We start from the raw sequence: 21,617 nt of genomic DNA, 5'->3' as shown, positions 1-21,617 counted from the left end.
ATCATCCTTCCGCTTTCAATTCCAATACCGTATCACGCAGCTCTGCCGCGCGTTCGAAATCGAGCGCTTTCGCCGCTTCTTTCATTTCTTTCTCGAGCAAAGTAATGAGCTTCATGCGGTCCTCTTTTTTGAGTTTCTTGCCTTCGACCGCCTTGCTGACATACTCTTCCGCTTCTTCCGCCGCTTCTGTCGCGCGGATGACGTCGCGGATTTGTTTCTTTACGGTTACCGGCGTGATGCCGTGCTCTTCATTATAAGCCGCCTGGATCGTGCGGCGGCGGGTCGTTTCATCCATCGCTTTCTGCATCGAATCGGTTATCCGGTCCGCATACATGATGACCCTTCCGTTTTCGTTACGTGCAGCACGCCCCATCGTCTGGATCAAGGAGCGTTCAGAACGGAGGAACCCTTCCTTATCGGCATCAAGAATCGTCACCAATGATACTTCAGGGATATCGAGCCCTTCACGCAGCAAGTTGATGCCGACCAGCACATCGTAGACGCCCATCCGCAATTCGCGGATGATCTCGATGCGCTCGAGCGTCTTGATTTCGGAATGCAGGTAATTGACTTTGATCCCTGCTTCTTTCAGGTAATTCGTCAAATCCTCCGCCATCTTCTTCGTCAAGGTCGTGACCAATACACGTTCCCCGCGCTCTTTGCGCTGTTGGATTTCATCCATCAAGTCATCGATTTGCCCTTCGATCGGGCGCACTTCGATCTCGGGGTCAAGCAAGCCCGTCGGACGGATGATCTGCTCCACCATTTCCGGCGTGTGTTCGAGTTCATAAGGGCCCGGTGTCGCCGAGACGAATACCGCCTGGTGGATATGCTCTTCGAACTCATCGAATGTCAACGGGCGGTTATCCATTGCAGACGGCAAACGGAAGCCGTGGTCGACGAGCACTTTTTTGCGTGCCTGGTCACCATTGAACATGCCGCGGACTTGCGGCAAGGTGACGTGGCTCTCGTCGACGACCAGCAGGAAATCGTCCGGGAAATAATCGATCAATGTATAAGGTTGCGCGCCTGCCGGACGCAGCGTCAAATGGCGCGAATAGTTTTCGATGCCTGAGCAGAAGCCCATCTCGCGCATCATTTCCAAATCGTAGCGCGTACGCTGCTCGAGCCGCTGCGCTTCGAGCAATTTATCTTCCGCCCGCATTTCCTTCAGGCGTTCTTCCAGTTCCGCTTCGATATTTTCGATGGCTCTGACCATCTTGTCCTCACGCGTAACAAAGTGGGACGCCGGGAAAATAGCGACGTGTTCACGATCGCCGATGATTTCCCCTGTCAAGGCATCGACTTCCCGGATGCGGTCGATTTCATCGCCAAAAAACTCCACACGCAAGCATCGTTCATCGCGCGAAGCCGGGAAGATTTCGACCACGTCACCGCGTACGCGGAATGTCCCGCGGATGAAATTGATGTCGTTGCGCTCATATTGCACGTCGACCAATTTTCGCAGCAGCTGGTTGCGTTCGATCTCCATCCCCTTGCGCAATGAGACGACGAGTTCCCGGTATTCCTTCGGGGAACCGAGGCCATAGATGCAGGAAACGGATGCGATGACGATGACGTCATCGCGCTCGAACAATGAGCTGGTCGCTGAGTGGCGCAGCTTATCGATCTCGTCATTGATGCTTGCATCTTTTTCTATGAAGGTATCTGATTGGGGCACATAGGCCTCAGGTTGATAATAATCGTAATAACTGACGAAATACTCTACAGCGTTATCCGGAAAAAACTCTTTGAATTCGCTATAGAGCTGCCCAGCCAATGTCTTATTGTGCGCCATGACCAATGTCGGCTTTTTCACTTGTTGGATGACGTTTGACATCGTATAGGTTTTCCCCGTACCGGTCGCACCGAGCAAGGTCTGGAACCGCTTGCCGTCAATGATGCCTTGGGTCAATTGGGCGATGGCTTCCGGTTGGTCGCCCGCCGGTTCATAAGGAGCTTGCAAATTGAATTCCTTTTTCATGGACATGTCCTCCCGTGTTTTCACTACTTCTACTTTAACATATGCCCTAAAATTCCCCTAACAAAAAGCGAACGTATGTTTTTTTCGGGGAGGCATCCAATTAATCGCCTGTTGGGAAGGTGGATTTTGCACTCCGGTAAGCTAACTTCGTTAATTTCAGGCACAGAAAAACCGCCCGGGGTTTCCCGGGCGGTCCTGTTATTCTTCTTCCCGCTTCAGCTCTTGCAGCTGTGCAGTATATGTGTCGAAAGATTTACGGTCGTTATGATCCAGGGCTTCGTCGATAAGTGCCAGCAATTGTGCTTCCTGCTGTTCGCGGTGAACATGCTTCAAGAACAGATCCAGGTAGATCTCATTCAGCAGCTTTTCCGCTTCCGTGATCTTTTTCGTTTGAGCCATCGCTTTCATGAAGTCAGCATAAGAATAATAGTTTTCCATTCTTCTTCACCCCGAATGCTTTTCATTAGTATACACGAAAGCGCAAGAAAGAAGCAAGAGTTTTTTGAAAATTACAACGAGATCGAAAAAATAATTTTTTCGAAAAATAATTATTGTGTATTTTCCATTTTTTATTATAATGAGATATGTAAAGTAAATTTAGGGGGTAAATGTTCATGGGTAAGAAGAATCAATATCCCGTATCTTATACGATCTGCAGCAATACATATGCGTTGCTTCCGTATATGGACGGCCACCGGCTCTTGACAAGGGTCATCGAAGACCGCAGCGAATTCCTGGTGGAGGAATCGGTCTATAAAATCGTGGCGAAATCGTGCTCTTTCTATCGCGGCTCCCTGGCCAGCGCCACACTCTACGCACAAAAAGCGATCGGCGTTAAGCATAAGCCGCCAATCATTGTCGGTGAGTATTACGGCAATCCATTGATTTTCTTTCCTACACACTCTCCGAAAAACAAGGACTCCATCTGGTTCAATTTCGATGCCATCGACTTGATCGCAGCGGATGACAGCGGGCGGGGCAGCCTGGTATCGCTCAGCAATGGTGTTTCGGTTCCTGTGGACATCTCGCCCATTGCGCTTCGGAACCAACACTCATTCACCGGGTCTTTGCGCCGCTATTTCAAGAAAGCCCAGCGCGTCCACAACCACCGGATGAACTACGTGACGAAACGGGCGTTCCCGCCGCGCAGCCAACAGCCGCTCGATTAAAGCGTTTTAGCGGCTGCAACCAGATAAAGCCTCAATAATTCTTCAACGGCATTTTTCAGACGGATATTCAAATAGCGGCGGTGGTCTTCATAGCCGCCATGACAAAATACATATTCCGAGAAATTGTCGTCTTTCTTTCCCCGCCTCACCTTCATGCCATTCGCCCTCATCCATTCAATGGTTTCGGCCAGATCGGCCCTCGCCCTCCCGATTGCCCGGTCCAGCAGTTCTATATAAGGGGCTTTCAGTTTGAAAGGGCTTTTCCTGATCCACTCGCGATCCCGCTCCAAGATGAGGAGTACCATCGGCAATTGCACCCGCTTCTCAAACACAGCCATTTCCGCCCTGGAAATCAGGGGCATTTCCTCACCCCCCTAATTGATAGGAACAAGCGTTCTTATATTCATTTTAACCGGGAATGGGGAAATTGCAAGGGGGGGCGGGTTTTAATGGTTTTTCCCATACTGAAAAAATCGCCAAAGCGCCGTCACTAAAAAGATCGCCTTATCGCATTGCAGGGATTGAGCTGCAATGCGATAGGCGATTTTTTGTTACCTGATGGCCAGGAATGCCCAAAGGGAGCCGACGAAAAATACCGAAGAAACCCATAGGAACGGTTCATGCCAAAACCAGACGGATAATGAGATTCCCGAAAACGACAATAACGAGAAAATACCGGCGAACATCCGGCTCTGCAGGTTACGCTGATGCTCGCGTTCCCGGCCTTCCCTGTTCTCCAAGTAATGGCGGATGCGCTCCGGTTCATCGAGGAAGTTGATGAACTTTTTCGGAAATGCCCGCGCCGGCCCTGTCGAATTGAGGATCCAGCGGAAGACGTCTTCCTTCCCGAAAATCCCCTTCCCTTCCCGCTTGGTCGAAGCCCATTCCAAGACGCGCGGACGCGCAAGGGCGAAGAGATCGACATTCGGGTCCAATACGTGCAAGACGCCGACGAAAATCGATGTGGCCCGCCCGAAAAAGGCGAATTCCGCCGGCAGCTGCACAGGCTGCGTACGGACAATGTCCTGCATGTCTTTCAATAAGCGTTCGACGACGAAGCTGTCCATCTGCATCAATTCATTCGATTCGTAAGCGGCGACGAGCCGCTCGACGGCATCCGCCAGTAAATCGCGGTCTGCATTCGGCAAGAGGAATCGCAAATCCTCCAAGCCGTCGAGCACCTGCCCGTAGTTTTTGAACAGGATGCCTTCCGCAATCAATAGGATCGCTTGGGAATCGCGCTCAGAGATGGTGCCTATCATGCCGAAATCGATCAGCACGATGGTGCCGTCAGGCTTCAACAGGATATTGCCGCCGTGTGGGTCGGCGTGGAACTGGCCGCCATAGAGCACTTGTTCCAAGAACAGGATGAACAGCCGTTCGGAAATTTCATGGCGGTCGAGCCCGTGTTCTTCGATAAAGCTGATATCGGTGATCCTAGCACCTTCAATCCATTCCATGACCAATACGCGGCGTGTCGTGTATTCATCATAATAGACCGGGATATGGACGCCGTTCATTTCCGCGAATCGGTCCGCAAAAGCGCGGCCGTTCTGAAGTTCACGGACGAAGTTCAGTTCAGCGCCGATCGTCTCGGTCATCTCGACATATAATTGGTCGAAGTCGACTTGCTTCGTGAACGGGGTGAATTTCTTGGCGAGCCAGATAACGATGCGCATCGCCTGGAAATCGGCGCGGATGATGCGGTCCGTTCCCGGGCGCTGGACTTTGACAGCGACTTCGGTGCCGTTTTTCAAGCGGCCTCTGAATACTTCGCCGATCGAGGCAGAAGCGATCGCTTGATCCGATAATTCATCCAGGTAATTGCCGTGCCCGACATTCCATTCCTGCTCGAGCACTTCGATGATGTCTTTTCGCGGCACGGACGGCACACGGTCCGTCAATCCCTCGAGTTCAGCCAAAAAGCTCGGCGGCATGATGTCCGCACGGGTCGACAGGAATTGGCCCAATTTGATCATCAAGCCGCCCAGCTTTAGCGCCAATTCTTTGTATTCTTTTGCCTGCCGGGTCACGAGCTCATTCCAGCGCTGTTCAACGACTGGAGTCCACTTGCCCCTATTGCGCCTTTGGAAAAGCGCCACTTGCACATAAAAGCGGATCGCCATGGAAACGATGCGGTATATACGGAGATATGTAACCTGGTTCATGAATGAGCTCCCCCCTATTGTTCCCATTATAGAGTTTGATGACAGATTAGTCCAAAAAGTGGTATGTTTTAAATGGATGGATTCTCAAAGGGGGATGGAAATGGAAACGATTCATTATGAACAAAAAGGACATTTGGCATTCGTCACATTGAACCGGCCGGATGCAATGAATGCATTCAATTATGATATGCTCGCAGAACTTGGCCAAGTGGCTGAAGCGGTCCGCATCAATCCGGACATCCGGGCCGTCGTCTTCACGGGCGCTGGTGACAAGGCGTTCAGCGTCGGTGCCGATTTGAAGGAACGGAAAACCTTGACGCAAGACCAGGTCAAGCGCAATATCTACAAAATCGGCGAAGTGTTCACGACCATCGAAAACTTGCCGCAGCCGACCATTGCCATGATCAATGGCTACGCGTTCGGCGGCGGCATGGAGCTCGCCTTGGCGTGCGACTTCCGCATCGCAGTGGATCATACACTGCTCGGGTTGACCGAAACAAGCCTCGCGATCATCCCGGGCGCGGGCGGCACGCAGCGTTTGCCGAGGTTGATCGGTGAAGCGAAAGCAATGGAATTGATCTTGACTGCGCGCCGCTTGAAATCTTCGGAGGCACTTGATTACGGGCTCGTCACCCGTATTGCTCCGAGCGAGGACTTGGCGCAAGTGACGGGTGAATTTGCGGATTCGATCCTTGCCAACGGGCCGATTGCATTGCAACAGGCCAAATTTGCCATCAAAAACGGCATGAATGCCGATATGCAGACAGGGCTTCAAATCGAACGCAAAGCATACGAAATCACGATCCCGACAGAAGACCGTGTCGAGGCGTTACTCGCATTCGGCGAGAAACGCAAACCGGAATTCAAGGGGCGCTAACCCAAAAAGGCCAGGCGGAGAAAACTCTCTGCCTGGCTTTTCTTCTATAATTAGAGCCGCTCCATCCAGCCGGTAATTTCCTGCAAGCGTGCAAAACGCAAATTCGGTTTGCCGGTGCGCGACAGATTATGGTCGGCTTCCGGGAAACGGACGAATTCGGTTTCCTTATGCATGCTCTTCAAGGTGATGAACAATTGCTCCGCTTGCTCGATCGGGCAGCGGTGGTCGTTTTCCGAATGCAAAATAAGCAGTGGCGTTTGGATATCTTTCGCGTATTTCAGCGGGGAATGCTCCCACAGCTTATCGACGTCATCCATGGATGCCCCGTGCTGCCAGTCGCTGAAATAATAGCCGATGTCCGAAACCCCGAAAAAGGAAATCCAATTGCAGATCGAACGCTGGGTCACCGCCGCTTTGAAGCGATCCGTATGCGCGACAATCCAGTTGGTCATGAATCCGCCGTAGCTGCCGCCGGTCACACCGAGCCGCTCCGTATCCACCCATTCGTTTTCGCCGAGCACACCGTCGAGCGCCCCCATGATATCGCGGTAATCCCCACCGCCGTAATCGCCGCGTACCGCGTCGACAAAGCTTTGGCCATAGCCGTGGCTGCCGCGCGGATTGACATACAGGACACCATAGCCGCTTGCAGCAAGCAGCTGCATTTCATGGACGAACGTATTGGCATACATCGCGTGCGGCCCGCCGTGGATATTGACCACGAGCGGATATTTTTTACCTGCTTCGAATCCGCGTGGCTTCATGAGCCAGCCATGTACACTAAAGCCGTCTTCCGTTGTATGCGAGACGGAAGACGGTGCAATCATTTCCGTTTGCTCGAGATAATTTGCATTGCAGGCAGTCAGTGCTTCGCGCTCTCCAGTCGAGATGGCGAGTTTGTAAAGTTCTCCAGGAGACACCGGGTCACTGATCGCGGCCAGCGCGAAACTGCCGTCTCTAGCGATATCATAGCCATAGACATGCTCATCTTCAGGAGAAGCCGGATATACCGCGCCATCAAGCGAGGCGAAATACAGGCGCACATCGCCTTCCGTCGACACCTGGAAATATAAATGGTCATCTTTCGTCCAGACGACGCCGGGCGCCTGCGCGCCTTGTTGATGGTCCGCCACCACATAATCACCGATCGGGGCATCGATGCCTTCTGTCAGGCATTGCGTCGTTTGATTTGCCGTATCGTATACATAGAGTTCGGCTTGCGTGGCATTTTCGTAAGTGCGTGAGTGGCCGACAAACGCCAAGCGTGCATCGTCGAAGGAAAATGCGGCATCTCCGTAATAGCCATCTTGTTCGATGATGGCGGTTTCTTCCCCAGTATCCAGGTCGCGCATATAGAGCGACTGGCGGAAAATGAAATCCTGGTTTTCTTCTTTGGCCGAGCCATATACCACTCTTTTGCCGTCGTGGGAAATGGCTTCCAAGCTGAAATGATATGGACCTTCCGTCAACTGCTCCACTGCCCCTGTTTCCAGGTCCACAGACCCGATTTGGCGGTGGCAGTCCTGCTCGATCAGCCCATTGCCATCCATTTTGTATTTCATGGCCGTTGCGCGATACGGTTCAGGCTTTTTCTTGCCATCCTCTTCTTCTGCTTCTTTATCAGTGATGGTCTTGCCGTCTTGCGCCAGCGCATTGACCCAGACTTTCTTATTGCAGGGCGACCAGCGGAAACTGCTCACGCCTTTTTCGAAATCGGTGACAGCGCGGGCTTCCCCGCCGTCTGCCGGAAGGATATACAATTGATTCTTGTCATTGCGGTCGGAGAGAAACGCGACGTGGCGCCCATCCGCTGACCATGCCGGTTGGCTGTTGCGGCTTTTGCCATAGGTCCATGGAGTGGCATCACCAGTTTCCAGGGAAACATGGTATAGATGTGAATGATATGTATTTTCTTCTTCGTCCATCTTTGTTTGGACGAAAACCGCCCGTTTCCCGTCGGGTGAAATCTTCGGGTCGGTCACGGATACTAATTTGAGTAAATCTTCTATTTCAACAGCTTTTTTCGACACACGCTCAGCCTCCTGGATAATTATTTCGTTTTTCGTAACAGTTGCCCTTTCACTATATAGATAATTATCTGTCTTTTCAATTGCAGTTGTCCGGAAACCGTTTCTGCCGCACCTCCCTAATCAAATAAAACCGCTTTCCACTGAATGCGGAAAGCGGTGCATCATCATTTTTTTACGGCTTGGTCTTTCAACGAACGGCGCAGGATCTTGCCGGTCGTGTTTTTCGGCAGTTCATCCAGGACCTCTAAATGGCGCGGCACTTTATATTTTGCTAAATGCTCCGCGCAATACGCCTGAAGCTCTTCGATGGAAACAGAATCGTCTTTCAACACCACATAGGCATTGACCGATTCTCCGAAGTCAGCGTCCGGCAATCCGACCACTGCCGCTTCAACAATCGAAGGATGGGCAAATAGCACTTCTTCCACTTCTCGCGGATAGACGTTATAGCCGCCGACGATGATCATGTCTTTTTTGCGGTCAACGATGTAGAAATAGCCTTCCTCATCGACCTTCGCGAGATCTCCTGTGTAAAGCCAGCCGTCTTTGATCGTGGCTTGCGTTTCTTCCGGCATTTTGTAATAACCTTTCATGACGTTCGGTCCGCGGACGATCAATTCGCCCACTTCGCCGACCGGCACTTCATCGCCGAGTTCATTGACCACTTTGTTCTCGACATTAATGATCGAGGTGCCGATGGATCCGGCTTTTCTTTCGCGGTCGATTGGGTTGAAGCAGGTAACTGGTGAAGCTTCCGATAAGCCGTAGCCTTCAGAGATCCGCACATTGAACTTGTCTTCGAAATTATGCAGCAACGCGACAGGCATGGCCGACCCGCCGGAAATCGCTAAGCGCACAGAAGCGAAATCGGCCGGGTCCACTTCTGGCAGCTGGTACATGAAATTGAACATTGTCGGGACGCCCGCAAAGACGGTCGCTTGTGTTGCCTTTGTCGCTGCGAAAACGTCCTGCGGCGTAAAGCGCGGCACAAGAACGATGGTTGCGCCTTGCATAAGCGGAGCATTGACGACGACTGTAAGCGCGAATACGTGGAATACAGGCAGCGTTGCCACTACTCGGTCATCCGGCGTGATTTGAAGATACTCCGCGACATCCCGTGCGTTGGAGTAGAGATTGCCATGCGTCAGCATCGCGCCTTTTGGCTTGCCCGTCGTCCCAGACGTATAAAGAATGACAGCATTGTCATCTTTTGCAATATCAGCAGTTCCAGCAAAAGCATCGGCAGTTGACAGAAGCTGTGTGAATGAACGGACTTTCCCTTTGACGGCTTCTGGCAGCTGCGCCATCTTTTCAGGAGTCGATGGGTCGGTCTCGCAAATGACGTACGTTTCCACCGCCGGCAACGCCTGATGCGCTTTTTCCACAAGCGGCAGCAAAGCGTCAAGTGCTATGACCACTTTTGCATCGCTGTTATTGACAATGTAAGCGATTTCATCCGGGCTGTAGATCGGGTTGACAGGCACAGCCGTCGCGCCCAGGCGCAACGTGGCGTAGAGAGAAATAAGGAAATGCGGCGTATTGCTCAAAAGAAATGCGACGTGGTCCCCTTTTTCCACGCCGAGTTCCCGCAATGCCCCAGCGAATTTCGATACCGATTGATCGAATTCCCCATAACTCGTATCTTTGCCCATGAACGTATAGGCAATTCTGCCAGCTTCCTGTTGTGCAATTTCGTGAACACGTTCTGCCAAATTCATTGATTATCCCTCTTTCTGTTGAATGAATACTCATTCATATTTACTGTTTTCATTATAAAATAAATCTTCAGACAATACAACTGCCCACCAAAAATCCCCAGCAAAAAAGCCGCTGGATTATTCCAGCGGCCACTTCCACTCAATACGCTTTCAAATGGGCGATATAGCGCCAACGGATCAGGTAGAAATAGAGAATCTGCATGAGCGTAAAGCCGCCGAGCACTATCGCCATCTCTGATAAAATCGATAGCTCCGCAAACTCATCCCACACGACTTGGAGCGAGATGAACGCAAAAGCACTGTGAAGCAGGGCCAGTGCCCATGGCAGGAAGAACAGCGGCACAAGCTGGCGGTTGACGATTTTGCCGAGTTCTCGCTCCGTCATCCCAAGGCGCACCATCAATTGATATTGCCTGCGGTCGCGCTCAAGCCCTGTATACAATTTAAAATAAATGAAGCTGCCGGCTGCCAGCAGGAACACCGCCGCCACCATCAAGCCAATGAACAATAATAGCGCAAAGGATGATTTGAACCAGCGGTACTCGTATCCCGGATTCTCGAAATAATAATTGAGGCCAGTGAAATTCCCGCTGACCATCGCCTCGCTGACCGGGTAGCGGACGGTTTCGCCGATCGAGACGGTTTCTGTCCAATCCGGCACATGGAAGGCATAGTAGCGGAAATCCGATGCGCCTGGCGGATAACCCATCAATGGTTCGTCGACTTTGCTGAAATCCTCATTATTTAAGATGATCGTATTGGCGTTCAAGGTATGTGCCGGAAACAGCACTTGCGGGTAGGTCTGATCGATGGTCAGCTCCACCCCGCTTTCCAGCAATTCCGTTTCGGCGTAACTTCTTTGCAGCTCACGGAGCGATTCCTGTGAAAACGGCACGAACATCGCTTCGCCCGCTTGAAGCGTTGCCGGGTTATGGCCGAGCGCCACGGCGAGCCGGTTGAACTCGGACAAGGCCATGATGTCGACGTCATTTCCGCTGGCGCTCGAGGTCTGCCGCTTCACTTCCAAAGGCACGAGCGTATAAGCGAGCTGTTGTTGTTCGAGTTCGCGCTCCAACTGGCCGAGTTGCTGCTGTTCGAGTGTATTGCCTTCAAAAGAAACGTAAATCAAGCCGAGCGGGTTGCTTTGCCGGAACTCCGCTGTATAGGAAGTGAATGAGGCAAGCGTGCCGACCGTCAGGAAAGCGACCGTCGAGACAATGGTCACGATAAAGAACATTTGAGCGCTGTCCTTTAATTTGACCGCTGCTTCCGCAAGCGACACGAGTCGCGTTTTATGCCAATAGATACTGCGTCGCTTCTTATACAATTGAAGGAAGGTGTGGATCGAATGCGTGAAAAACAAATACGTGCCGATCGTCGCGAGTGGCGGGACGATGAACACCATGATGTAAACGGTCCGGTCGGAAACCGTCGCCGCGAGGAAATAGGCGATCCCGAGCAGCACCAATCCGAACGCCGACAAGGCCGGTGAATATGCCGCTTCCTCATCGGCCTTCCAAAAGCCCTCCAGCAAATCGACGACGCGTTTCGTGCGGATAAAAGACACGCTGATAAGCGAGATAATGATAAATAAACTGGCAAAAGCGCCAACAGTCAGCACAAACGGTTTCCAGGAGAAATACAGCGGCAATGCCTCTAATTGCATGATTTCGCGCCCGATCATGAAAAAGAATTTCGTGAACGCGAAACCGAAGATAATGCCTGCCGCTGTCGACAAGCCCCGAGGATCATCGTCTCGAAAAACACCAATTTGTTAAGCTGCTTCTTGCTCATCCCGAGATGCATCAAGACGCCGAATTCTTTCGTCCGTGCCTGCAAAAACGCGCTCAAGGAATAGAACAGGAAGAACAGCGTAAAAATATACAGCACGATTTCCGCGATGAACATGCCGCGCACGGCCAGTACGCGGAATCCTTCTTCCTCGAATAACGGATGGAAGATGAACATCGAATAAATGAAAAACACCATGACCGAAAAGACGCTGGCCAACAGGAAAGCTGCGTAGCTTCTCAAATTCCTGAAAACGTTACGGAAGGCGAGTTGGCGAAAGGTCATTGACGGAGCCTCCCAATAGAGATAACACGTTGAGGATCTTTTGGTAGAATGTCTGGCGGCGCTCGTCGCCGTAGATTTCATTGAAGAATTCGCCGTCTTTGATGAACAGCACCCGGTCGCAATAGCTCGCCGCGATCGGGTCGTGCGTCACCATGATGATCGTCGTCCCTTCTTCACGGCTCAAGCCGCTCAATAGCTCGAGCACATCCTTGGATGCTTTTGAATCGAGATTGCCGGTCGGTTCGTCCGCGAGTATAAGCGCCGGGCGGTGGATGAGCGCGCGCCCGATTGCCGTGCGCTGCGCTTCCCCGCCGGAAATTTCATTCGGCTTCTTATGGAGGAACGGTTGCAAATGAAGCCGCGCCGCCAATTCCTGGACGCGGCTTTCCATTTCCTTCACCGGCATGCCGTCAAGCGTCAGCGGCAGTACCAGGTTTTCCTCGACGGTCAGCATCTGCAGCAAGTTGAAATCCTGGAACACAAACCCGAGCTGGCGCCGGCGGAATAGCGGCAGTTCGTCCTTATCCAAGGAATGCGGATTGATGCCGTTGATGAGGATAGTGCCCGAAGTCAATGAATCGATGGTTGAAATCAAGTTCAATAGCGTCGTCTTGCCGCTTCCGGAAGGGCCCATCACGGCTAAAAATTCCCCTTTTTCCACCTCGAAGCTTAATTGGTTCAATGCACGATGCGTCACTTTTCCTTCATAGACTTTAGTCACTTCATCGATTTTCACTACTGTCATGTTGTTCCCCCTACATTCTGTTCCTGATACGGAAAGACGATCGATACGGTCGTCCCTTGGCCTTTCGATGAAGTGATTTCCAGTTCATGGCCAAGCCGGTTGCATACTTCCTGGGCCAGATACAGCCCCATGCCGGTCGACTCGCCACTCAGGCGCCCGTTCTCTCCTGTGAAGAAGGCTTTGGTGACGCGCGGCAAATCCGAGGGCGGGATGCCGATGCCTTCATCTTGCACCGACAAGGTAATCGTGCCTTCTAGGCAGCTCGCCCGGATGTACAGTTTCTTGTTTTCTTCGAATGTATATTTCACCGCATTCGTCAGCAATTGGCCGATGATGAACTTCATCCATTTGCGGTCTGTCGCCACTTGATAGCGTTCGTCGATATCGATTTCCGGATAGACACGGCGCGAGATGAACAAGCGCTTGTTTTCCGTCACCATCTCGGAGACCATGCCACGCAGCGATGCCTGCTCGATTTGCATGTCCTGCTCGAATGTATCGAGGCGGGCGTTCATCAGGACTGTGTCCAGCCCTGCGCGCAGACGGTCCACTTCTTCGCGGATGCTTGCCTTATCCAGTTCTTCGGGCTCCTGCAATAACAAATGCATGACCGATAGCGGCGTCTTCATCTGGTGCACCCATTGATTGATGAATTGCAGGTGGCGCGTCTGGCCCGCGTACAGTGACTGAACTTCGTATTGATAGAGGCGGTACAGTTTCTGCATATACTGTTCCGTCTGCTTTTGTTCCGGCGAACGCCCCTCCCGCTGCAAAGCATGTTCCATATTCGGCGGGTCGCTGAGCAACCGCTCGTAATACCGGTAGCGCATCGCAAAACGGACGCCGAGAAAACTGCCAAGCAGCAATAAGCTGATGATGAACGAATAGACCGCGGTCTCCACATTGCGGAATCCATCGAGCCAGTAAAGCATGAGGATGAAGCCGACAAGTAAGAACTGGAACACGATAAATGCGGCATGTTCACGCATGAATAACCGCAGCATCATTGCTCCTCCCTGCCGAGCACAAGACGGTAGCCGGCGCCGCGCACCGTCTCAATGAAACTTTGGATGCCATAATCCGTCAGTTTCTTGCGCACACGGGCCATATTGACGTTCAAGGTGTTTTCATCGACAAATGCCTGGTCATCCCACAGTTCTTCGAGCAATTGCTCGCGCGTCACCACTTTCGGATACGCATCCATCAATAGTTCTAAAATGGTGCTTTCTTTTTTCTGGAGCGGGATTTCCGTTTCCCGGCAATGCAATTCCAGCCGCTCCATGTACAACACAAGCCGTCCTGCACGAACCGTGCGTTCTTCTTGTTTCGGCGCATATTCCCCATAAGCCCTTCTTAAATGGCTTCTTATTTTTGCAAGGACGATTTCATAATGGAAAGGTTTCGTAATGAAATCATCGCCGCCATTTTCAAGCGCAAATACTTGGTCCATCTCGCCTGACCTGGCGGAAATGAACAGGATCGGGCAAGTCGTCTGCTGCCTCAACTGCCGGCACCAATAATACCCGTCATAAGAAGGCAAATTGATATCCAAAAGAATCAAATGGGGGTCGAAGGCAGCGAACTCCTCCAAGATGCGGTCGAAGTCTTTCGCGGTTTCCACTTGGTAATGGTATTTTTGCAAGGTATCGGATAATAGCGAAGCGATCTTTGTATCATCCTCTACAATGAATATCCGCTGTTCACCCATATCTCTTCCCCCTCTCGTTTCTTTCTATTCTAACAAAAGAGCCTGCTCGAAAGCAGGCTCCACAAAAAATCTTAATAAATCAACTTGAGGAAATCTTCTGTCGTGATTCCCCCGAGCAATTTCGGGATGTCGATCCCTTCGATCGCTTCGGCAAGCGCAGCGCGTTCGTATTTCACGCCGGTGATGGCCTGCTCGATTTCCGCTACATCGCCGACCCCGAAAAAGTCGCCGTAAATATTCGCTTCCTGCACGATCCCTTTCTCTACTTGAAGGCGGACATCGATGCCGCCGACTGGGAAGCGATGGGAATGCTTAATGTTGAACTTTGGCGACTTCCCATAATTCCATTCCCAATTCGCGTAGCGTTCCTTGGACAATTCATGGATATTTTCCCAATCTTCATCCGTCAGTTCCCAGAAGCGGACATTATCCTGGCCGTCAAAAATGGAATGCAGCAACGCTTCACGGAATTGTTCGACCGACATATCCTGGTCGAGGAATTCCGAAATATTCGCCACACGGCTGCGGATCGATTTAATGCCTTTCGACTCGATCTTTTCCTTGCTTACTTTCAGAGCCGAAACGACTTCATCCATTTTCGTATCGAATAGCAGCGTACCGTGGCTATACATGCGGCCTCTTGTCGCGAACTGGGCGTTGCCTGAAATCTTGCGCCCTTCCGCCAGAAGATCGTTCCGGCCCGAAAGCTCGGCGTTGACTCCCATGTCCTGCAAAGCCTTGACGACTGGTTCCGTGAACTTGCGGAAATCACGGAAGCTATTGCCGTCGTCTTTCGTGATGAAACTGAAATTCAAATTGCCGTGGTCATGATAGACCGCCCCACCGCCCGAAAGCCGGCGCACGACGTGAATGCCATTCGAATCGACGTAATCGGTGTTGATCTCTTCTGCCGTGTTCTGGTTTTTGCCGATGATGATGGACGGTTCATTGATATAGAACAGCAAGAATGGATTTTGCTCGACATCCATCGTTTTCAATAAGTATTCCTCGATCGCTAAGTTGATGCGCGGGTCTGTAATGCCTTTATTATCTACGAAATACATGCTCTCTCTCCTTTTTTACTGGTGACTGTCTTTATTTTAACGGAATTTTTAAAAATAATCACGGTTGAGGGTTGACGGATCGAAACTGTTATAATACACTGTGTTTATCACTAACAGTACTATAACAAAAGGAGCTGGTAGAAATGATTGAAAACGTAGTCGAATTCTTCAAGAACTTGCCCCCGAAACAGTGTGCCACTTGCGGAGAGAAAATCGAAGAGCAGCATGAGTGCTACGGCAATCACTGCCAGACCTGCAACGATATCTGAACAGGCAAAACGGCCGGAGAGATTCTCCGGCCGTTTTTTTATGCGTTCATTCCAGCTGTTGCACAACACCTTATCCGAATGGTACAGATCCGAATTTCAATGCCCCATCTTTTCCATGGCATCTGCATCTTCACTGTCATCAGGCACGATCGTCTCCGGATCCGGGTTGCCTACGGTTAATTCCATTTTTGGCATAACATGCATGCGGCGGGCTGTTGTATGGGCTTGGATGAAATACAGCCCTTCTTCTTCTGCCGCCCATGCATGTTCATAAATCCCGTCTTGTGTATGGGCCCCTTCTAACATCTCGCTGTCCTCGCGATTCCCTGATCGCCATACCTCAAAGACCACTTCATCGGCATCTTCGACCGCTTCGGCCCCTTGTGTAACGGTAGCCGATAGCAGCACTTCTTCGCCAGGCTCGGCTGTTTCGCCTGTATTGAACTCAACTTCCACTTCCTGAAGCATCTCGCCCGTGCCAGCCGATGAACCTTCTTCGCCGCATGCTGCCAAAAGCAGCATCAGCAGCATAAGAGCGATCCATTTCTTCATGTCATTTCCTCCTTATTCCTGTTGAAAACAGCTTCAGCTGCCTGTTGCCCTTGTTTGACACAAAGCGGCAAACCAAAACCTGCATAGGATCCGCCGGCAATCTGGACGCCAGGAAACATGCGGCTGATTTCGCTCCGTGCAGTGCTGACCTTCGTTTCATGGCCGGCCAAATATTGGGGCATGGCGTCTTTCCATCTCGAGATGACCATCCGTTCCGGTGGCTGCTCAAGACCGAGCCACCTATTCAAATCGGCCATCACCAATTCGCCAATTTCTGCATCCGGCAGTTCCACGACCGCCTCATCGCCGACCCGCCCAATGAAAGACCGGACCATGATCCGGTTTTCGGGAATGAGCGCCGGCCATTTGAGGTGGCTGATCGAACAAGCTGAGATGGACGAATCGTTATTGCGCGCCACCGTGAAACCCGTACCCCCTCGCCCTGGCCATTCGCTCTGTTCGGGAAAAATCATCGTGACGGTAGCGATGGAGGTCTGCGGGATGGCTGTCAGGCTTTTGGCGATTCCATGGGGCTCGAACAAAGCGGCTGCCTGGCGATGGGGAATCGCTAAAATGACATGATCCGCTTCCAGCGTTTCGCCATCGCTCAAGCCAAGCACAATGCGTTGCTGGCCTGAATGCGAGATGGTTTGTGCTTTCACGCCTTTCGCAATCCGGCAGTTGAGCCTTTGCTCAATGGCCTGGACGAGCGTCTCCAAGCCCCCTTCAAAGGTTTCAAAGAGTCCGCTGAATTCCCGCTGCTCGCTCAGGGGCTGGCGTTTCAAGCTGCGCATCAGGCTCCCTTGGGCCTTCAGCGCTTCCGGAAATGCCGAGTCGATGCTCAAGCGGTCGATGTCTCCGGCATAAACGCCCGAAAACATCGGTTCGATCATATTTTCTACATATTCATTGCCGAAACGACGCCGCAGGTAACTGCCAAGCGGCGTATTGGCTGTTTTATCAGTATCCGGCAAGAATAGATCCGCCATCGCGCGCAGCCTGCCGCCGATCGAACAGCTCGAGGCTGCCCATAGGCTTTTCAAGCTCAGGGGGATGCCCATGACAGTGCCTCGCGGCAAGGGATGAAGCTTGCCATTTGCCGCGATATGGACATCTCCGGGCGCACTCGAAACGATTTTTTGTGAGATGCCCAGTTCTTCGGCAAGCGCGCGGATTTCGTGGTCTTTTCTTGAAACGAAAGCATCGGGCCCCCGTTCAATCAGAAACCCATCCTGGCTGCTGGTGTGTATCTTGCCGCCAAGGCGATGGGCGGAGTCGATGACGGTGAGATCGAGTGGCTGTTTTTGCTCAGCCGCCAATTTCTGCACGTAAAATGCAGCGGATAATCCTGTTATGCCGCCTCCAATAATGGCCACTTTCACATTTGCATGATCCACAATCGCTCACCGCTCCCGGATTGATCAGTTTTCGTTCAATTTGTTCAAGACGACGTTGGCCATTCCATCGATAAACAACGGGTCTACATTCGGCATTTCCGGACGGCGGTAGGTTGCGCCTATTTCATCGCAGACAACTTTGCATTCGTAATCGTTATCGTACAGGACTTCCAAATGATCTGTAATAAAGCCGACCGGCGTGTAGACGAAGGAGTCATAGCCTTTCTCCTCATGTAAGTCGCGCGTCAAATCCTGGACGTCCGGCCCGATCCAAGGCTCAGGCGTCTGCCCAGCGCTTTGCCAGCCGATTTCGTAATTTTCGACGCCTGCCGCTTCAGCAATCAAATCCGCTGTTTCTTTCAATTGATCCGGATACGGGTCACCGTTTGCGATAATTTTCTCCGGCAAGGAATGCGCAGATACGATCAGGCAGGCTTTCGCACGTTCTTCTTCTGACATTTCAGCGAATGCCGCGCTCACTTTCTCGCTCCAGAACTGGATGAATTTCGGCTCTGTGTACCAGCTTTCTACGGAAGTCAGCTTGATGCCGAGTTTATCGGCGGTTTCTTTGGCACGGCCATTATAGGATTTAACCGAGAATGTCGAAAAATGTGGCGCAAGAACGATTGAAACCGCTTCTTCGATGCCGTCTTTCTTCATCTCTTCCACACCGTCTTCCACGAAGGGCTCGATATGCTTCAAGCCGAGATACATCTTGAACTCAATCTCGTCCTGCAATTCATTCAGGCGCTTGCACAAGCCGTTTGCCTGGTCTTCGGTGATTTTCGCCAGTGGTGAAATGCCGCCGATTGCTTTGTAGCGGTCTTTCAAATCCTGCAAGGCTTCTTCGCTTGGCTTGCGGCCGTGGCGGATATGCGTGTAGTAGCGCTCGATATCATCTTCTGAATAAGGCGTGCCATACGCCATTACCAATAATCCCATTGTCTTTTTCATCTCAATCACCTCGTCAAAGATTTGTTAGTTCTGTTTTTTGTATGCTGAGCTGTATTCATGGACAAATGCCGTCAGGCGCTTAAGCGTATCCGGCTGTACTTCCGGGAATACACCGTGCCCAAGGTTGAAGATATAGCCATCATCCTGCATGCCCATATCCAGGATTTTTTTCGTGCGTTCTTCGATGACCGACCAATCCGCCAGCAAATAAGACGGATCGAAATTGCCCATCAAGGCTTTCGTCAAGCCTTTTTCGCGTGCTTCAGCGATCGGCAAACGCCAATCCAGACCGACAACATCCACCGGCAGGTCATGCCATTCTTTCGCCAGATGGCTTGCGCCGACGCCAAAGATCGTCATCGGTACGCCTTCTTCGCCGATTTCCTTGAAGATGCGGTCCATGACCGGCTTGATGAAGATACGGTAATCTTCCACATTCAATGCACCGACCCAGGAATCGAATATTTGGATCGCTTTCGCGCCGGCGTGGATTTGCGCTTTCACATAAGGAATGATCGTGTCTGCCAATTTATCCATAAGCGCAAACCACATTTCAGGCTCTGATACCATCATTGCCTTTGTTTTGTTATAGCTTCTCGAAGGGCCGCCTTCGATCATATAGCTCGCCAAGGTGAACGGGGCGCCGGCAAAACCGATGAGCGGCACATTCAACTGCTCCTCCGTCAGCAATTTGATCGTTTTCAGGACATAGTCGACATCCTGTTCGGGATTGATCTCCCCGAGGCGGTCGATATCCGCTTTTGTGCGGATCGGATTGCTGATGACCGGCCCGACGCCAGCCTTGATCTTGACGTCCACGCCGATCGCTGGAAGCGGTGTCACGATATCTTTGTAAAGAATCGCTGCATCGACATCGTATTGATCGACCGGCAGTTTCGTCACATAAGCACAAAGTTCCGGCTGATGCGTGATTTCCTCCAAGGAATATTTTTCTTTGATCTTGCGGTATTCCGGCTGTGAACGCCCAGCCTGGCGCATATACCATACTGGCACATGATCGGTTTTTTCTCCGCGCGCTGCGCGTAGGTACGTATCGTTAAAAGTCATGAATTATTCATCCCTTCAGTCTTTGCGGCTATAGTTTATCCGTCATTATCCGTCTATACTATAGACGCTCCGCCCCCTATTGTATAGAATCCGGCGGCAATTGTCATAAATTAGACCCGATTGCCTTCACCGATTCGACACCATCTGTTTCAAGCGCCTGATTTTAGGGAAAAGTGAGATAGTAATTCAAAATGTATCCCGATGATTAGGAGGATTTTCAATGAATATTTACATGACGACAGGAACATACGAATTCATGAAAAAAATGCGCGAAAAGCATGCAGACGAAACGATGGTGCTGATGCAAGGCGAAAACACGACTTTGTTATTGCATGAAACCGAAGGCAAATCCATTTTCCAGACCCCCCGCCGCTTTGAAGTGGTCGATGGCACCGGTGAATTCCGTGAAAAAGGATTTTTCGTCATGAATAATATCCCGGTTGCCGACGAAGGCCGCCCTGTTTTTGAGCACCGCTTCAAGAACCGTGCCGGCGCCATCGAAAACGAGCCTGGCTATGTCGCTTTCCGCGTGTTGCGCCCGCTCGATTCCGATACGTACGTCGTATTGACTGAATGGGAATCACCGGCATTCTACGAGAAATGGAAAGAATCTCAAGCTTTTGCCAAAGCGCATTCGGAGAAACCGCAAGAAGAGTCAACAGCACCTCGCGCCAATATCTTCTCCGGTTCATCTTACGTCACCATGTACAAAGCAAAACCTGAAGAAGACGAGTGATCGACGGCCGGCCAGTCCGGCTGTTTTGCTGTTTATTTTTATAGAAGAAACCCGTATAGGAGGAATATCCATTGGTATTCATTTATTTTTTGCTGGCTGCAGCAGTTACCGTATTCGCCGCCATTAAACTGTCCCAGTATGCGGATGTCATCAGTGAAAAGTCAGCAATGGGCGGCATGATGGTCGGTACGCTACTGCTTGCAGGCGCCACGAGTTTACCGGAAATTTCCACAAGTTTCTCGGCAGCCGCCATCGGAAACGCCGATATCGCAGTCGGCAATATGATCGGCTCGAATTTGTTCAATTTATTTATCTTGGCTGGATTCGATTTGCTGCTGAACCGCCGGCGCATGCTCGAGCGGGCATCCAAGGACCACACTTACTCTTCTTTGCTCGGTATCTTTCTGACTGTGCTGTTGCTCTTGGCATTATGGCTGCGCACCGATGTCACGGTCCTTGGGATCGGCCTCGATTCACTGGCAATCGGCATCACGTATGTAATCGGTATGCTGATCATCAATAAATTGCCGAACTTGGATACCATTGATATGGATGATGAGCCCGTCGATGCCAAAGCACCGAAAAACCCGAGCGCCCATCTATCGCCGAAACACGCGGGCTTCCGTTTCGCCATTGTGGCCTTGATCATCATGGCGGCAGGAACCGCCCTTTCCATCACCGGTGATGAAATAGCTGTTGTAACAGGAATCGGCTCGAGCTTTGTCGGCAGTTTCCTGGTGGCTGCGGCCACTTCCCTGCCAGAAGCGATCTCTGTTTTTGTCGCGCTCCGCCTATCCAATGTCAACATGGCGGTCGGCGCTGTACTCGGCAGCAATATCTTCAATATGGTCATCCTGGCTCTGTCGGACCCGATCTATGTAGAAGGTTCGATTATCGCTGAAGTATCGGGCGCCAATTCCATCATCGCCAGCGCCGTGCTCGTCATGAGCGTGCTGGTCATGTTTTCGCTTTACCGGCCGAAGACCGCTTCCACATGGGCATATAGCATACCGTCCATTTTGGTTGTGCTGCTTTATTTCATCGCTTCCTATCTGAATTTCACTTACTGACAGGACGGGGCTTCCCCGTTCTGTTTTTTGTT

The 21,617-nt window shown here is 51.4% G+C and carries 21 protein-coding genes; 5 read left to right on the top strand and 16 right to left on the bottom strand.

Annotated elements, in window-relative coordinates:
• Nucleotide 1 precedes the first annotated feature (1 nt).
• Entirely contained in the window at nucleotides 2-1,984 is a 1,983-nt protein-coding gene (uvrB, locus tag BBI15_RS05695; RefSeq protein WP_068868698.1) for an excinuclease ABC subunit UvrB, read from the bottom strand.
• Between the two features lie 198 nt (nucleotides 1,985-2,182).
• Nucleotides 2,183-2,422, bottom strand: a complete 240-nt coding sequence (locus BBI15_RS05690; protein WP_068868697.1) for an IDEAL domain-containing protein — start codon at nucleotides 2,420-2,422, stop codon at nucleotides 2,183-2,185.
• Nucleotides 2,423-2,598: 176 nt separating this feature from the next.
• Between BBI15_RS05690 and BBI15_RS05685 the strand changes: the two genes are divergently transcribed.
• A complete protein-coding gene (locus BBI15_RS05685) occupies nucleotides 2,599-3,153 on the top strand; it encodes a competence protein ComK (RefSeq protein WP_068868696.1) in 555 nt (184 codons plus the stop codon).
• Here BBI15_RS05685 and BBI15_RS05680 read toward each other — a convergent pair.
• The gene (locus tag BBI15_RS05680; RefSeq protein ID WP_068868695.1) at nucleotides 3,150-3,515 is read right to left on the bottom strand and encodes a YhjD family protein; all 366 of its coding nucleotides are present in this window, start codon (nucleotides 3,513-3,515) and stop codon (nucleotides 3,150-3,152) included. The two genes, BBI15_RS05685 and BBI15_RS05680, sit on opposite strands and share 4 nt — an antisense overlap.
• A 189-nt stretch (nucleotides 3,516-3,704) precedes the next feature.
• Complete coding sequence (locus BBI15_RS05675) at nucleotides 3,705-5,321, bottom strand: ABC1 kinase family protein (protein WP_068868694.1); 1,617 nt, start codon at nucleotides 5,319-5,321, stop codon at nucleotides 3,705-3,707.
• Between the two features lie 100 nt (nucleotides 5,322-5,421).
• Between BBI15_RS05675 and BBI15_RS05670 the strand changes: the two genes are divergently transcribed.
• Nucleotides 5,422-6,198 carry an enoyl-CoA hydratase-related protein gene (locus tag BBI15_RS05670; RefSeq protein WP_068868693.1) on the top strand — a complete coding sequence of 259 codons (777 nt, stop codon included), beginning with the start codon at nucleotides 5,422-5,424 and terminating at the stop codon, nucleotides 6,196-6,198.
• A 50-nt stretch (nucleotides 6,199-6,248) separates the two neighbouring features.
• On the opposite strand, the gene BBI15_RS05665 is transcribed toward BBI15_RS05670, so the two are convergent.
• From BBI15_RS05665 to BBI15_RS05635, 8 genes are all read right to left on the bottom strand, one after another.
• Nucleotides 6,249-8,228, bottom strand: a complete 1,980-nt coding sequence (locus BBI15_RS05665) for a S9 family peptidase (RefSeq protein ID WP_068868692.1) — start codon at nucleotides 8,226-8,228, stop codon at nucleotides 6,249-6,251.
• Between the two features lie 164 nt (nucleotides 8,229-8,392).
• Nucleotides 8,393-9,946 carry a fatty acid--CoA ligase family protein gene (locus tag BBI15_RS05660; RefSeq protein ID WP_068868691.1) on the bottom strand — a complete coding sequence of 518 codons (1,554 nt, stop codon included), beginning with the start codon at nucleotides 9,944-9,946 and terminating at the stop codon, nucleotides 8,393-8,395.
• A gap of 139 nt (nucleotides 9,947-10,085) precedes the next feature.
• The gene (locus BBI15_RS05655) at nucleotides 10,086-11,684 is read right to left on the bottom strand and encodes an FtsX-like permease family protein (RefSeq protein WP_237150918.1); all 1,599 of its coding nucleotides are present in this window, start codon (nucleotides 11,682-11,684) and stop codon (nucleotides 10,086-10,088) included.
• Complete coding sequence (locus BBI15_RS16620; protein WP_237150917.1) at nucleotides 11,627-12,022, bottom strand: FtsX-like permease family protein; 396 nt, start codon at nucleotides 12,020-12,022, stop codon at nucleotides 11,627-11,629. Before BBI15_RS16620 ends, BBI15_RS05655 begins: the two co-directional genes overlap by 58 nt.
• Complete coding sequence (locus BBI15_RS05650; protein ID WP_068868690.1) at nucleotides 11,994-12,767, bottom strand: ABC transporter ATP-binding protein; 774 nt, start codon at nucleotides 12,765-12,767, stop codon at nucleotides 11,994-11,996. The genes BBI15_RS16620 and BBI15_RS05650 overlap by 29 nt, the downstream gene beginning before the upstream one ends.
• Nucleotides 12,764-13,774 carry a sensor histidine kinase gene (locus tag BBI15_RS05645; RefSeq protein ID WP_208599448.1) on the bottom strand — a complete coding sequence of 337 codons (1,011 nt, stop codon included), beginning with the start codon at nucleotides 13,772-13,774 and terminating at the stop codon, nucleotides 12,764-12,766. Before BBI15_RS05645 ends, BBI15_RS05650 begins: the two co-directional genes overlap by 4 nt.
• On the bottom strand, nucleotides 13,771-14,475 hold the full coding sequence (locus tag BBI15_RS05640; protein WP_068868688.1) for a response regulator transcription factor: 705 nt from the start codon (nucleotides 14,473-14,475) through the stop codon (nucleotides 13,771-13,773). The genes BBI15_RS05645 and BBI15_RS05640 overlap by 4 nt, the downstream gene beginning before the upstream one ends.
• A gap of 71 nt (nucleotides 14,476-14,546) precedes the next feature.
• Entirely contained in the window at nucleotides 14,547-15,539 is a 993-nt protein-coding gene (locus tag BBI15_RS05635) for a lipoate--protein ligase (RefSeq protein WP_068868687.1), read from the bottom strand.
• A 143-nt stretch (nucleotides 15,540-15,682) separates the two neighbouring features.
• Between BBI15_RS05635 and yhfH the strand changes: the two genes are divergently transcribed.
• Complete coding sequence (gene yhfH, locus BBI15_RS05630; RefSeq protein ID WP_068868686.1) at nucleotides 15,683-15,808, top strand: protein YhfH; 126 nt, start codon at nucleotides 15,683-15,685, stop codon at nucleotides 15,806-15,808.
• A gap of 96 nt (nucleotides 15,809-15,904) precedes the next feature.
• On the opposite strand, the gene BBI15_RS05625 is transcribed toward yhfH, so the two are convergent.
• The 4 genes from BBI15_RS05625 to hemE are packed head-to-tail and all read right to left on the bottom strand — an operon-like array spanning nucleotide 15,905 to nucleotide 19,779.
• Nucleotides 15,905-16,360: a FixH family protein gene (locus BBI15_RS05625; RefSeq protein ID WP_068868685.1), complete on the bottom strand. Its 456-nt coding sequence runs from the start codon at nucleotides 16,358-16,360 to the stop codon at nucleotides 15,905-15,907.
• Entirely contained in the window at nucleotides 16,357-17,757 is a 1,401-nt protein-coding gene (gene hemG / locus BBI15_RS05620) for a protoporphyrinogen oxidase (RefSeq protein WP_237150916.1), read from the bottom strand. The genes BBI15_RS05625 and hemG overlap by 4 nt, the downstream gene beginning before the upstream one ends.
• Nucleotides 17,758-17,781: 24 nt before the next feature.
• On the bottom strand, nucleotides 17,782-18,711 hold the full coding sequence (gene hemH, locus BBI15_RS05615) for a ferrochelatase (protein ID WP_068868683.1): 930 nt from the start codon (nucleotides 18,709-18,711) through the stop codon (nucleotides 17,782-17,784).
• Between the two features lie 24 nt (nucleotides 18,712-18,735).
• A complete protein-coding gene (hemE, locus tag BBI15_RS05610; protein WP_068868682.1) occupies nucleotides 18,736-19,779 on the bottom strand; it encodes a uroporphyrinogen decarboxylase in 1,044 nt (347 codons plus the stop codon).
• A 220-nt stretch (nucleotides 19,780-19,999) separates the two neighbouring features.
• Between hemE and BBI15_RS05605 the strand changes: the two genes are divergently transcribed.
• Together BBI15_RS05605 and BBI15_RS05600 are read left to right on the top strand one after the other, a co-directional pair.
• A complete protein-coding gene (locus BBI15_RS05605; RefSeq protein WP_068868681.1) occupies nucleotides 20,000-20,515 on the top strand; it encodes an antibiotic biosynthesis monooxygenase family protein in 516 nt (171 codons plus the stop codon).
• A 71-nt stretch (nucleotides 20,516-20,586) separates the two neighbouring features.
• Nucleotides 20,587-21,585, top strand: coding sequence for a sodium:calcium antiporter (locus BBI15_RS05600; protein WP_068868680.1), 999 nt, complete (start codon nucleotides 20,587-20,589; stop codon nucleotides 21,583-21,585).
• The last annotated feature ends 32 nt before the right edge of the window (nucleotides 21,586-21,617 follow it).

It is taken from the genome of Planococcus plakortidis (assembly GCF_001687605.2).
Taxonomy (GTDB): domain Bacteria; phylum Bacillota; class Bacilli; order Bacillales_A; family Planococcaceae; genus Planococcus; species Planococcus plakortidis.
The sequence above is the reverse complement of the archived record's forward strand: the minus strand, read 5'-3'. Positions and strand labels throughout refer to the sequence as shown.